The organism is Pseudolabrys sp. (genome assembly GCF_050250095.1).
Classification (GTDB): domain Bacteria; phylum Pseudomonadota; class Alphaproteobacteria; order Rhizobiales; family Xanthobacteraceae; genus Pseudolabrys.
On the sequence record NZ_JBFWPH010000003.1, the window covers coordinates 623,027 to 636,563 of the forward strand.

General features: G+C 65.3%; 10 protein-coding genes. 3 read left to right on the forward strand and 7 right to left on the reverse strand.

The genetic code is table 11. From position 1 onward, the window contains the following. Positions 1-79: 79 nt before the first annotated feature. Positions 80-1,297 (forward strand): beta-ketoacyl-ACP synthase I, encoded by a 1,218-nt coding sequence (gene fabB, locus AB7F10_RS12490; RefSeq protein ID WP_428561359.1) that lies wholly within the window; start codon positions 80-82, stop codon positions 1,295-1,297. 171 nt (positions 1,298-1,468) lie between these two features. Next, complete coding sequence (gene fabI / locus AB7F10_RS12495) at positions 1,469-2,332, forward strand: enoyl-ACP reductase FabI (protein WP_428561362.1); 864 nt, start codon at positions 1,469-1,471, stop codon at positions 2,330-2,332. Positions 2,333-2,404: 72 nt separating this feature from the next. Here fabI and katG read toward each other — a convergent pair whose 3' ends face one another. Beyond that, positions 2,405-4,588 (reverse strand): catalase/peroxidase HPI, encoded by a 2,184-nt coding sequence (gene katG / locus AB7F10_RS12500; RefSeq protein WP_428561364.1) that lies wholly within the window; start codon positions 4,586-4,588, stop codon positions 2,405-2,407. A 254-nt stretch (positions 4,589-4,842) separates the two neighbouring features. Between katG and AB7F10_RS12505 the strand changes: the two genes are divergently transcribed. Next, on the forward strand, positions 4,843-5,730 hold the full coding sequence (locus tag AB7F10_RS12505) for a LysR substrate-binding domain-containing protein (RefSeq protein WP_428561367.1): 888 nt from the start codon (positions 4,843-4,845) through the stop codon (positions 5,728-5,730). A 169-nt stretch (positions 5,731-5,899) separates the two neighbouring features. Here the strand turns inward: AB7F10_RS12505 and pnp are convergent, their stop codons facing one another. The 6 genes from pnp to AB7F10_RS12535 all read right to left on the reverse strand — a co-directional run bounded on the left by pnp (position 5,900) and on the right by AB7F10_RS12535 (position 13,537). Next, positions 5,900-8,050, reverse strand: coding sequence for a polyribonucleotide nucleotidyltransferase (pnp, locus tag AB7F10_RS12510; protein ID WP_428561370.1), 2,151 nt, complete (start codon positions 8,048-8,050; stop codon positions 5,900-5,902). A 263-nt stretch (positions 8,051-8,313) separates the two neighbouring features. Beyond that, entirely contained in the window at positions 8,314-8,583 is a 270-nt protein-coding gene (rpsO, locus tag AB7F10_RS12515; RefSeq protein WP_428561372.1) for a 30S ribosomal protein S15, read from the reverse strand. 3 nt (positions 8,584-8,586) lie between these two features. Beyond that, positions 8,587-9,696: a tRNA pseudouridine(55) synthase TruB gene (gene truB, locus AB7F10_RS12520; RefSeq protein WP_428561374.1), complete on the reverse strand. Its 1,110-nt coding sequence runs from the start codon at positions 9,694-9,696 to the stop codon at positions 8,587-8,589. A gap of 2 nt (positions 9,697-9,698) precedes the next feature. Beyond that, entirely contained in the window at positions 9,699-10,109 is a 411-nt protein-coding gene (gene rbfA, locus AB7F10_RS12525) for a 30S ribosome-binding factor RbfA (protein WP_428561377.1), read from the reverse strand. Between the two features lie 156 nt (positions 10,110-10,265). Beyond that, positions 10,266-12,827 carry a translation initiation factor IF-2 gene (gene infB / locus AB7F10_RS12530; RefSeq protein ID WP_428561380.1) on the reverse strand — a complete coding sequence of 854 codons (2,562 nt, stop codon included), beginning with the start codon at positions 12,825-12,827 and terminating at the stop codon, positions 10,266-10,268. Further along, on the reverse strand, positions 12,824-13,537 hold the full coding sequence (locus tag AB7F10_RS12535) for an RNA-binding protein (RefSeq protein ID WP_428561382.1): 714 nt from the start codon (positions 13,535-13,537) through the stop codon (positions 12,824-12,826). Before AB7F10_RS12535 ends, infB begins: the two co-directional genes overlap by 4 nt.

Genomic DNA, 13,537 nt, shown 5'->3' on the forward strand with positions numbered 1-13,537 from the left:
GGCCGGTTGCTGGATTGTCCCGCCGGTCCCATTTGAATGCTAACGTGGCCTTGAAGGTCGAGGAACGAAAGTCAACGTTATGAGGCGTGTGGTCGTTACTGGGATGGGCATCGTTTCGTCCATCGGCAACAACACCCAGGAAGTGCTGGCGAGCCTGCGCGAAGCCAAGTCCGGCATCGTGCGCGCCGAGAAGTATGCCGAGCTGGGCTTCCGCTGTCAGGTGCATGGCGCGCCGACGCTCGCGCCTGAAGAGGCGGTCGACCGCCGTGCGATGCGCTTCCTCGGCGGCGGCGCGGCCTGGAATCACGTCGCGATGGAGCAGGCGATCCGCGACGCCGGGCTCGAGGAGAGCGACGTCTCCAACGAACGCAGCGGCATCATCATGGGTTCGGGCGGACCGTCGACCCGCGCCATCGTCGATGCCGCCGACACCGCGCGCACCAAGGGTCCGAAGCGCGTCGGTCCCTTCGCGGTGCCGAAGGCGATGTCGTCGACCGCCTCCGCGACGCTCGCGACCTGGTTCAAGATCAAGGGCGTCAACTATTCGATCTCGTCGGCCTGCGCGACATCCAACCATTGCATCGGCAATGCCGCGGAGATGATTCAGTACGGCAAGCAGGACGTGATGTTCGCCGGCGGCTGCGAGGAGCTCGACTGGACGCTGTCGGTGCTGTTCGATGCGATGGGCGCGATGTCGTCCGGCTACAACGACACTCCGGGAAAAGCCTCGCGCGCCTATGACGCCAACCGCGACGGCTTCGTCATTGCCGGCGGCGCCGGCGTGCTGGTGCTCGAAGAATATGAGCGCGCCAAGGCGCGCGGCGCGAAGATCTATGCCGAAGTCGCCGGCTACGGCGCGACGTCGGACGGCTACGACATGGTGGCGCCGTCGGGCGAGGGCGCCAAGCGTTGCATGCGCATGGCGCTGGCCAACGTCAAGGCGCCGGTCGACTACATCAACCCGCACGCTACTTCAACGCCGGTCGGCGATCTGAAAGAGATCGAGGCGATCCGCGAGGTGTTCGGCGCCAAGGCGCCGGCGATTTCCGCGACCAAGTCGCTGACCGGACATTCGCTCGGCGCCGCTGGCGTGCAGGAGGCGATTTATTCGCTTCTGATGATGAACAGCGGCTTCATCTGCGAAAGCGCCAATATCGAAACGATCGATCCCGCCTTTGCCGACATGCCGATCGTCCGCGAGCGGCGCGACAATGTTTCCCTCGGTTGCGTGCTGTCGAATTCGTTCGGCTTCGGCGGCACCAACGCTTCCATCGTCTTCAAGCGAACCGACGCATGAACCATCCCGCAAGCCTGATCCCGGCGCAGTCGGCCACGGCCGCGTCGTCCCTTTGTCGTCACCCTGTCACAGCGCCGCGCGAGTCTCGCATATCTGCGATTCGCGATGGGGCAGCGCATGGACAGCGGTTCCGGAAGCTCGGTGGTTCCCTTCGTTCCGCGGAGGCCCGTCATGGCTTCTGAGGCGAAGAACAACACCGGCGGTCTGATGCAGGGCAAGCGCGGCCTCATCATGGGGGTCGCCAACGATCATTCGATCGCCTGGGGCATTTCCCAGGCGCTTTTCAATCAGGGCGCCAAGCTCGCCTTCACCTATCAGGGCGAGGCGCTGGGCAAGCGGGTGAAGCCGCTCGCCGCGTCGGTCGGTTCCGACTTCATGCTGGAATGCGACGTCGAAAGCATCGCCAGCGTCGATAAGGTCTTCACGGAGATCGGCAAGCAGTGGGGCGGGCTCGATTTTCTCGTCCATGCCATCGGCTTCTCCGACAAGAATGAGCTGAAGGGCCGCTACGCCGACACGACGCGCGAGAATTTCGTGCGCACCATGGTGATCTCGTGCTTCTCCTTCACCGAAGTCGCCAAGCGCGCCGCCGCCATCATGCCGCAGGGCGGCAGCATGCTGACGCTGACCTACAACGGCGGCGATCGCGCCATGCCGAATTACAACGTGATGGGGCTCGCCAAGGCGGCGCTCGAATCCTCGGTGCGCTATCTCGCGGTCGATTTCGGCGGCCAGGGCATCCGCGTCAACGCGATCTCGGCGGGGCCGATCCGCACGCTGGCCGGCGCCGGCATCAACGATGCGCGCTATATGTTCGCCTTCCAGCAGAAATATTCGCCGTTGCGCCGCGGCGTGACGCTCGAAGACCTCGGCGGCGCAGGGCTTTATCTGCTGTCGGACTTGTCCGGCGGCGTGACCGGCGAAATCCATTTCGTCGATGCCGGTTATAACGTCATCGCCATGCCGCAGCCCGATGCACTGCGCGAGAACGGCATCGCTTCCGGCTATACCGCGCCCGGCAAGGACGCCTCCTAGCAAAGCCACAGCTGCAAAGACAAACGGCCGGGACAAAGTCCCGGCCGTTTTCGTTTCCAGTGCCGATGACGCTTACGCGCTCTGCCGTAGCGTCTCGCCGGGCAGTTCGAAGCGGTCGGCGTTCATCACCTTGTTCCAGGCGGCGATGAAGTCCTTGACGAACTTCTCCCTGGAGTCGGTGCAGGCATAGACTTCCGCGAAGGCGCGAAGCTGCGAGTGCGACCCGAACACCAGGTCGACGCGCGTGCCGGTCCACTTGAGCTCTTTGGTTTTCCGGTCACGGCCCTCGTAGAGGTTGTCGTCCTTCTTCGACCACACCGTGCCCATGTCAAGCAGGTTGACGAAGAAGTCGTTGGTCAGCTTGCCCGGCGTCTTGGTGAAAACGCCATTCTTGGAGTCCTCGGCATTGGCGCCGAGCACCCGCAGGCCGCCGAGCAACGCCGTCATCTCCGGTCCTGTGAGGGTCAGGAGCTGCGCCTTGTCGATCATGGCTTCTTCCGGATGCATGAACTGCCGGCCGCTGAGATAGTTGCGGAACGCATCGGCACGCGGTTCGAGCGGCGCGAAGGAGTCGACGTCGGTTTGCTCCTGCGACGCATCCATCCGGCCCGGAATGAAGCCGACCTTGGCGTTGACGCCGGCATCCTTCGCCGCCTTCTCCACCGCAGCCGCGCCGCCGAGCACGATCAGATCGGCGAGCGAGACCTTCTTGCCGAAGTCCTTCTGGATCGCTTCGAGCTTCCCCAGCACCGTCTTGAGCTGCGCCGGGTTGTTGACCTTCCAGTCCTTCTGGGGGCTGAGACGGACGCGCGCACCGTTGGCGCCGCCGCGCTTGTCGGAGCGGCGGAACGTCGAGGCCGAGGCCCATGCCGCCGAGACGAGCTGCGACACGGTGAGGCCCGACGCGAGGATCTTCGCCTTGAGATCGGCGATGTCCTTGTCGTCGATGAGCTTGTGATCGACGGCCGGGATCGGATCCTGCCAGATCAGCACTTCCTTCGGCACCATCGAACCGAGATAGCGCACGCGCGGGCCCATATCGCGGTGGGTCAGCTTGAACCAGGCGCGGGCAAACGCGTCCGCGAACTGATCCGGATTCTCATAGAATCGCCGCGAGATCTTGCCGTACTCGGGATCGAAGCGCAGCGACAGGTCGGTGGTCAGCATCGTCGGCCGATGTTTCTTCGACTTGTCGAACGCATCCGGCACATCGGCCTTGGCGTTCTTCGCCACCCACTGCTTGGCGCCGGCCGGGCTCTTGGTCAGCTCCCACTCGTTCTCGAACAGGTTCTTGAAGAACAGGTTGCTCCATTCGGTGGGCTTCTGCGTCCAGATGACTTCCGGGCCGCCGCCGATCGCGTCGGCGCCCATGCCGCTGCCATGCGTGCTCTTCCAGCCGAGGCCCTGATCCTCGATCTCGGTCGCTTCCGGCGCCGGACCGACCAGCGACGGATCGCCCGCGCCGTGGGTCTTGCCGAACGTATGACCGCCGGCGATCAGCGCCACCGTTTCCTCGTCATTCATCGCCATGCGGAAGAACGTCTCGCGGATATCCTTCGCCGCGGCGACGGGATCAGGATTGCCGTTCGGCCCTTCCGGGTTGACGTAAATGAGGCCCATCTGCACCGCACCGAGCGGCTCCGAGAGCTGGCGCTCGCCGGAATAGCGTTCGTCACCGAGCCAGGTGCCTTCCGGGCCCCAATAAAGCTCTTCCGGCTCCCATACATCGGCGCGGCCGCCGGCAAAGCCGAAGGTCTTGAAGCCCATCGATTCCAGCGCGGCGTTGCCGGCCAGCACCATCAGGTCGGCCCACGACAGCTTGCGGCCGTATTTCTGCTTGATCGGCCACAGCAGCCGGCGCGCCTTGTCGAGGTTGACGTTGTCCGGCCACGAGTTGAGCGGCGCGAAGCGCTGCTGTCCCGCGCCGGCGCCGCCGCGGCCGTCAGTGATGCGATAGGTGCCGGCCGAATGCCAGGCGAGACGGATCATCAGGCCGCCGTAGTGACCGAAGTCCGCCGGCCACCACTCCTGCGAGTCCGTCATCAGCGCCTTGAGGTCTTTCATCACCGCGTCGAGATCGAGGCTCTGGAATTCCTTGGCGTAGTCGAAACTCGCATCCATCGGATCGGAGAGCTTCGAATTGGTGTGCAGCATCTGGATATCCAGATGATCGGGCCACCAGTCGCGGTTGGTAGGACCGCGCGATCCCGTGAAGGGACATTTGCCCGCGTTCTTGTCGTCAGTCTTTGCGTCCATCTCTCTCTCCCGATTTCGTTCGGTCGTGTTCTTCGAATTGTTCCGTATCTAAACCTTATGGCGTTCACGAGCCATGGCCGGCGGGATTGTGCAGCCTTGCTGCTGCCGTAGCCTGGCCTGGCGTGCCCCGCGCTGTCCGCCTGCTGGTCCGGATCGGTGAGCCCTCTCATGGGCTTGCAATTTCAGCTTGCTCCAGATCGTCGATAAGGTCTAATCGTATTCTCTGGAACAGGTGATAAGAATATCTAATCATCATGATTACTTTGCGTCAGCTCCGATATCTGACCGCGCTTTCCCGGCACATGCATTTCGGGCGGGCGGCGGAAGACTGCTCGGTGACGCAGCCGGCGCTGTCGATGCAGATCAAGGAGCTGGAAAGCGAGCTTGGCGTCGAACTGGTCGAGCGGCGTGCCGGCGAGATCGCGATGACCGACGTGGGCGCCGAAGTGGTGCGCCGCGCCGAGCGCGTGCTGTCCGAAGCGCGCGATCTGCAGGACTTCGCGCGCCATCGCGGCCAGTTGCTGAGCGGCCGTTTGCAGTTCGGCGTCATTCCCTCGCTCGCGCCTTACGTCCTGCCGAAAGTCCTGCCCGAGCTGCAGCGTCGGTTCCCCGATTTGCAGATCGAGCTGCGCGAAACGCAGACGCGCATGCTGCTCGACGAACTGACGCGCGGTTCGCTCGACGCGGTGCTGCTGGCGCTGCCGGTTCACGACTCCGAGCTTGAGACCCGCGAGATTTTTCACGACCCGTTCCTGCTCGCCGTGCCATCGAATGACTGCCAGCGCGGCGGCGGTCGCGTCTCCGCCAAGGATATCGACCAGAAGCGGCTGATCCTTCTCGAAGAGGGCCACTGTTTGCGCGATCAGGCCTTGGCGCTGTGCGCGAGCGAGCGGCGCGACTCCGCGCTCGGCGCGACCAGCCTTGCGACGGTGATGCAGATGGTGGCGAACGGTTACGGCGTCACGCTGCTGCCGAAGATTGCCATCGACGTCGAGCTGCGCGATGACCGCGTCAAGCTGCTGCGCTTCTCCGATCCCGCCCCCGGCCGGGCGGTCGGGCTCGCGTGGCGGCGCACCTCGCCGCGCAAGGCGGACTTCGTTGCGCTCGGCGACATCATCGCCGAGACGCTGAAGGTGCAGTGACGGCTATCAATTTCAAAAAACAGTCAAGTTCCCTGTTCATCCCCGCGAAAGCGGGGATCCACCTAAAGAAAAATAAAACTGGATTCCCGCTTGCGCGGGAATGAGCGGAGGATAATTAAAAAAAAGGCCGGGCAATGCCCGGCCTCTTTCATTCGTTGCAGCCGAAGATTTACTCGGCGCTGGCGGCCTGCTGGTCGTCGCCGTCCTTCTTGTTCTCGATGTCCTCGCCGGTGGCCTGATCGACCGCCTTCATCGACAGGCGGACCTTGCCGCGATCGTCGACGCCGAGCAGCTTGACCTTGACCTTGTCGCCTTCCTTGACGACGTCGTTGACCTTGTTGACGCGGTTCTTCGCCAGCTGGCTGATGTGAACGAGGCCGTCTTTGGCGCCGAAGAAGTTCACGAAAGCGCCGAAGTCCATCACCTTGACGACCGTGCCCTCGTAGATGTGGCCGACTTCCGGATCGGAGGCGATCGACTTGATCCAGTTGATCGCCGCCTTGATCGACTCGCCGTTGGCAGAGGCGACCTTCACGGAGCCGTCGTCCTCGATGTTGATCTTGGCGCCGGTCTTCTCGACGATCTCGCGGATCACCTTGCCGCCGGTGCCGATCACTTCGCGGATCTTGTCGGTCGGGATCTTGAAGGTCTCGATGCGCGGAGCATGCTCGCCAAGCTCGGCGCGGGCCGAGGTCAGCGCCTTCGACATCTCGCCGAGGATGTGCAGGCGGCCGTCCTTCGCCTGGGCGAGGGCGGTCTTCATGATCTCCTCGGTGATGCCGGCGATCTTGATGTCCATCTGCAGCGAAGTGATGCCGCTTTCGGTGCCGGCCACCTTGAAGTCCATGTCGCCGAGATGATCCTCGTCGCCGAGGATGTCCGACAACACGGCGTAGCGCTTGTCCTCGAGGATGAGGCCCATCGCGATGCCCGCGGTCGGCCGCTTCAGCGGAACGCCGGCATCCATCAGCGCGAGCGAGCCGCCGCACACCGAGGCCATCGAGGACGAGCCGTTCGACTCGGTGATCTCCGAGACGACGCGGATCGTGTAGGGGAACTCTTCCTTCGACGGCAGCATCGGGTGAATCGCGCGCCAGGCGAGCTTGCCGTGGCCGATCTCGCGGCGCTTGGTGCCGCCCATGCGGCCGGTCTCGCCGACCGAGTAGGGCGGAAAGTTGTAGTGCAGCAGGAACGTTTCTTTATAGGTGCCCTGCAGCGCGTCGATCCACTGCTCGTCCTCGCCGGTGCCGAGCGTGGTGACGACCAGCGCCTGCGTCTCGCCGCGGGTGAAAAGCGCGGAGCCGTGGGCGCGCGGGAGCACGCCGACTTGCACGTCGATCTGGCGCACGGTCTTGGTGTCGCGGCCGTCGATGCGCTTGCCGGTGTCGAGCACGTTCCAGCGCACGATCTTGGCTTCCAGCTCCTTGAATACGCCGGCGACCTTGATCTTGTCGTGCTTGGGCTCGGCGCCTTCCGGGAAGTAGTGGTCCATCACCGTCTTCTTGACGGCGGCGACGGCGTTCTGGCGCTCCTGCTTGCGCGGGATCGCGTAAGCGGCGCGCAGATCCTTCTCGCAGATGCCGAGCATTTCCTTTTCCAGCGCCGCGTTGTCCGGGATCTGGTGGTCGCGCGGATCCTTGGCGGCCTTCTCGGCGAGCTGGATGATGGCGTTGATGACCGGCTGGAAGTGCCGGTGACCGAACATCACCGCGCCGAGCATGATGTCTTCCGAAAGCTCCTTGGCTTCCGACTCCACCATCATCACGGCATCCTGCGTGCCGGCGATGACGAGGTCGAGTTGGCTCTCCTTCATCTCTTCGAGAGTCGGATTGAGCACATACTCGTTGTTGGCGAAGCCGACACGGGCGGCGCCGATCGGGCCCATGAAGGGCGCGCCGGACAAGGTCAGCGCCGCCGAGGAGGCGACCATCGCGAGAATATCCGGATCGTTTTCGAGGTCGTGCGAGAGCGTCGTCACGATCACCTGCGTCTCATTGCGCCAGCCTTCGGCGAACAGCGGACGCACCGGGCGGTCGATCAGGCGGGAGACCAGCGTCTCCTTTTCGGTCGGCCGGCCTTCGCGCTTGAAGTAGCCGCCGGGAATGCGGCCGGCTGCGTAGAATTTTTCCTGGTAGTCGACGGTGAGCGGGAGGAAGTCGACGCCTTCGCGCGGCGCCTTCGCCGCGACGACCGTGGCGAGAACCGTGGTTTCGCCGTAGGTGGCGAGCACGGCGCCGTCGGCCTGGCGCGCTATGCGCCCCGTCTCGAGAACGAGCTTGCGCCCGCCCCAATCGAGTTCAACTCGATGCATATCGAACATAGTTTTCGTCTTTCATGGGTTTCGGCGCGGCCCGAAAGCCATGAGCAAGACGGCGAGACACTGTCGCGCGCGCGGATCGCGCTCCGTGCAACAGTGTCCGGCGATCCTGCCATGGCTTGTCGAAGCCTTGCCTTGGCGGCCGGACGAACCCTTTCGTCCGGTCCAGAATGCCGGCGGCGCGTATCGCCGCCTGGCCAGATCAGCGAACGCAAATGGCATTCGCTCATGGAACGCGCGGGAGCATGCGTCCCGCGCGAAGCGACTTAGCGGCGGATGCCGAGCTTTTCGATCAGCGACTTGTAGCTCGTCTCGTTGCTGCGCCGCAGGTAGTCGAGCAGCTGGCGGCGCTGGCTGACGAGCTTGAGCAGACCACGGCGGGAATGATTGTCCTTGGCGTGGGTCTTGAAGTGCTCGGTGAGATTGTTGATGCGTTCGGAGAGGATCGCGATCTGCACTTCCGGCGAACCGGTATCGCCCTGCTTCTGCGCGAACTCTTTGATCACTTCAGCCTTGCGGCTGGCGGTAACCGACATCGGTCATACGTCCTTTGACTGCGACCCGGCTCGGCCCACGAGCCCGGTCAGGTTGAACACGCGCTTGGGGACGATTTCGCCGTGGTCCATTTCGCCGAGTGCGAGCAATTGGCCCGCAACCGTCACATAGACCGTGCCGCGAAAATTGGGCGCGTCCCGTCCGCGCAACAAAACGGCCTGGCCCCTTGCGAGCCTTGCCGCATCTGCCCGGCTGACGGCCAGCACCGGGATGTCGTCCAGTGCGGTCTCGACGGGCATGAGCGCGTCGGCGAGGCTAGCCTCGCCGGCTGCGGCTCTATGACATAGGGCCTCCAGTTGTTCCAGCAAAATCATGGTTTTCTCGGCAAACGGGCCGACCGAGACCCGCCGCAGGGCGCAAACATGGCCAAAACAGCCCAAAGCGCGGCCCATATCGCGCGCCAGCGACCGGACATAGGTGCCTTTGCCGCATTCGGCCTCGAAAACCGCATGGTCGGGGTCCGGCCGCTCGACCAGCGCCAGCCGGTGGATGTCGACCGGACGGGCGGCAAGTTCGACCGCGGCGCCGTCGCGGGCGAGGTCGTAGGCGCGCTCGCCGTCCACCTTGATCGCGGAGAACTTCGGCGGCGTCTGCTCGATGCGGCCGGTGAAGGCGGGCAGCAGCGCGCGGATCGCGGCCTCGTCGGGGCGGGCGTCGCTCGTCTGCGTGACGCGGCCCTCGCTGTCGTCGGTGTCGCGCTCCTCGCCCCACAGCACGGTGAAGCGGTAGAGCTTGCGGCCATCCATCACAAAGGGGACGGTCTTGGTGGCCTCGCCCATCGCGATCGGCAGGCAGCCGGACGCGAGCGGATCGAGTGTGCCGGCATGGCCGCAGCGTTTCGCCGAAAACAGCCGCTTGATGACGGCGACGGCGTGGGTCGAGGTCATGCCCAGCGGCTTGTCGAGCACGACCCAGCCGTGGACGTCGCGCTTGTCGCGCCTGAACTGCGCTTTGCGCGGCTTCTTTCCGCCCTCATCCCGAGGAGGCGCGGAAGGGTGCGTCTCGAAGGATGAGGCGCTCTCATGGTTCGAGGCGGCGCCGGGCGTCTCCTCACCGTGAGGCTGGGCAAGCCTCTGCAGAATGTCCTTGTTCATCGTCACTCGTCGTCCCCGTCGAGGTCGCGCGACACGGAGGGCGAGCGCAGCAGCTTGTCGATGCGCTCCGCCTCGTCGAAACGCTCGTCGAGGCGGAAGCGCAGATCGGGCGCAAACTTCAGATTGACGCGGTGGGCGATCTCGCCGCGCAGGAACTTCTTGTTGCGTTCGAGCGCCGCCAGCACCGCCTGGCCGTCCCTGCCGCCGAGCGGCATGATGTAGACGGTGGCGAGCCGCATGTCGGCGGTCATCTTCACCTCCGGCACGGTGATCATGTGGCTTTCGATCACCTCGTCATGGACGTCGCCGCGCGTCAGCAGCTCTGCTACGGCGTGACGCACCAGTTCGCCGACGCGCAACTGGCGCTGCGAGGCGTTGGGTCCGCTGTCGCGGTGTTTTTTCGTTCGGGCCATTAAATTGTGACTCTCAATTCGTCATGCCCGGCTTTATGCCGGGCATCCACGTCTTCCTTCATCGTTTAGAAGCAAGACGTGGATGGCCGGGACAAGCCCGGCCATGACGGATGAAAAATAGGCGGATACTTCAAGCCTACGCAGTGAGAATTGGACTCACAGCGAGCGCTGTATCGTCTCCACCCGGTAACATTCGATGACGTCGCCGGCGCGCATGTCCTGATAGTTTTCAAAGGCCATGCCGCATTCCATGCCGGCGGCGACTTCCTTCACATCGTCCTTGAAGCGCTTGAGCTGCGAAAGCTTGCCTTCGTGGATGACCACATTGTCGCGGATGAGGCGGACATTGGCGCCGCGTTCCACGGTGCCGTCGGTGACGCGGCAGCCGGCGATCTTGCCGACCTTCGAGATGTTGAACACCTCGAGTATCTGCGCATTGCCGAGCATGGTCTCGCGCAGCGTCGGCGCGAGCAGACCCGACATCGCCTTCTTCACGTCGTCGACGAGATCGTAGATGATGTTGTAGTAGCGGATTTCGATGCCGCTGCGTTCCGCCGCCTCGCGCGCTTCCTTGTGCGCGCGTACGTTGAAGGCGATGATCGGAACGCCGGAGGCTTCCGCCAGCGTGACATCGGACTCGGTGATGCCGCCGACGCCGCCATGCAGCACGCGCGCGGCGACCTCGTCGGTGCCGAGCTTTTCCAGCGCGCCGACGATCGCTTCGAGCGATCCCTGCACGTCGGCCTTCACCACCAGCGGGAATTCCTTGCGGCCGGCGGTCTTCGCCTGCGCCATCATCTGCTCGAGCGAGCCGCGCATGCCGGCGGAGCGCGCGACCTGCTTTTCGCGCTTCTGGCGGGCGCGATAGTCGGTGACTTCGCGGGCGCGGGCCTCGTTCTCGACGACGGCGAGACGGTCGCCGGCTTCCGGCGTTCCGGAGAAACCGAGCACTTCGACCGGGGTCGACGGGCCGGCGGTTTCGACGGCGTTGCCGGTGTCGGAGACGAGGGCGCGCACGCGGCCCCACTCCGCGCCGGCGACCACGATGCCGCCGGGCCGCAGGGTGCCGCGCTGAACCAGTACGGTCGCGACCGGGCCGCGGCCGCGGTCGAGCTTCGCTTCGATGACGGTGCCTTCGGCGGCGCGCGTCGGATTGGCCTTGAGGTCGAGCAGTTCGGCCTGCAGGCCGATCATCTCGAGCAGCTTGTCGATGCCGGTCCGCTTCAGCGCCGAAACCTCGACCTCGACGACGTCGCCGCCCATCGATTCCACCTGCACTTCGTGCTGGAGGAGGTCGGTGCGCACGCGGGTCGGGTTGGCGTCGGGCTTATCCATCTTGTTGATGGCGACGATGATCGGAACCTTGGCCGCCTTGGCGTGATTGATCGCCTCGATCGTCTGCGGCATGACGCCGTCGTCGGCCGCCACCACCAGAATGACGATGTCGGTGACCTTGGCGCCGCGCGCGCGCATCGCGGTGAAGGCCGCGTGGCCGGGCGTGTCGATGAAGGTGACCTTGGCGCCCGACGGCGCGGTGACCTGATAGGCGCCGATGTGCTGCGTGATGCCGCCGGCTTCGCCGGCCGCGACATCCGCCGAGCGGATCGCGTCGAGCAGCGAGGTCTTGCCGTGGTCGACATGGCCCATCACGGTGACGACCGGCGGACGCGACACGAGATCGGCCGGGTCGTCGGCGGCGTCGAACAGGCCTTCCTCGACGTCGGACTCGGCGACGCGGCGGACGCTGTGGCCCAGTTCTTCCGCGATCAGCTGCGCGGTGTCGGCGTCGATCACGTCGTTGATCGTCGCCATCTGGCCCTGCTTCATCAGCAGGCGGATGACGTCGACCGCGCGCTCGGCCATGCGGTTGGCGAGTTCCTGAATGGAAATCGCCTCCGGAATGATGACCTCGCGCGTCAGCTTTTCCTTCGGCTCGTCCGAAGCGTGACCCATGCGCCGCTTCACGCGGCGGCGGAACGAGGCGACGGAGCGCTCGCGCACTTCGTCCTGATTGAGCGCGTTGGACAGCGTGAGACGGCCGCGCTGCTTCTCGCCGCCGACCTTCGGCGCAAGACGCGGAGGCGGCGCGGGACGCGCGGCGCCACCGGGACGGCGCGACTTCGGCGTCTCTTCTTCGTCGGCTTCGACGGTGGTGATGCGGGCGGCCGCACCGGCCGGGCGCTCGTCGCCGAAGCGCTTCTTGGCGACCTCGTCGGCCTTGCGCTTGGCTTCATCGTCGTGCTTGCGGCGATCGTCTTCCTCGCGCTTGCGCGCTTCGGCGGCTTCGCGTTCGGTCTTTTCGATCTTCTCGCGAGAAGCGCGGATCTTCGCCTCTTCCTCGGCGATCTTGCGCTCCTCGGCTTCGCGCAGGCGCGAGTCGGCAAGCGCGTGCGCACGGGCGGCGCGCTCCTCTTCGGTCAGCGTACGCAGCACGACGCCGGAGGTCTTCGGCTTCGGTTCGGCGCCCGGCGTCGCTGCGGTCCGTGCCGCCGGCGCGGGCGCTCGCTTGGCAGGCGCTTCGACCGGGGCCGGCGCTTCCGGCTTCGCTTCGGCGGGACCGCCGACCGAGCGGCGCTTGACCTTCTCGACGACGACGGACTTGCTGCGGCCATGGCTGAAGCTCTGGCGCACCACGCCGGTCTCCGTGCGTGGCTTGAGCGTCAGTGTCTTGCCCGACACGCTCAGCTTCTTGTCGCCAGGGGTCTTCGTCTCACTCATGCCGTTCTTTCATCCTCGGCCGCCGCGATGGGCGACTGTTCCAGGTGATTTCGATCCGTTTCGCCGGGATTTTCGGCGCGATACCGCTCAAATCGCGCCGTGCGGGCGAGAAAAGTCTCGCTGACCGGTCCGTCGAGCAGGGCTGCATGTACCACATTTAAGCGGCTCAATGCCAAATCCAATTGCGACGAGGTAAAGCAGCCGACAGTGGGCACTTCGTCTGCGCGTTCGGGGCCGCTGCGGCGCAGCGCGGCGGCAACCTTGCGCTTGCCGTCGGCGGCGCCGTCGGAAGCCGCGATCACCGCAGCGAGGTCCGGCTGGGCGGCGGCATCCCCGACCTTGCCGAAGCCCGACACCACGCGGCCCGCCTTGGCGGCGATGGCCAGCGCGTCGAGCGCGGCGCGGCCGAGCAGATCCCCGGTCCGGTCGGCGAGCGCGGCGTCGGCGCGTACCGCCCGCTTGAAGCCGCGGGCGAACACATTGCGCTTCACGGCCTCGGCCACCGCCGCGTGCGTTCCGGTGATCCAGAGGCCGCGGCCGGGAAGCTTGCGCTTGACGTCGGGGACCACGTCGCCATCCGGTCCGACGACGAAGCGGATCATCTCGTCGACCGGCTTCGCCACGCGGGTCAGCGCGCAGAACCGCTCGTCGCCGGACGCGACTTTCGCCGCGCCGCGATCGAGCTCGTCGTTCTGTGCGATGGCCAGCAC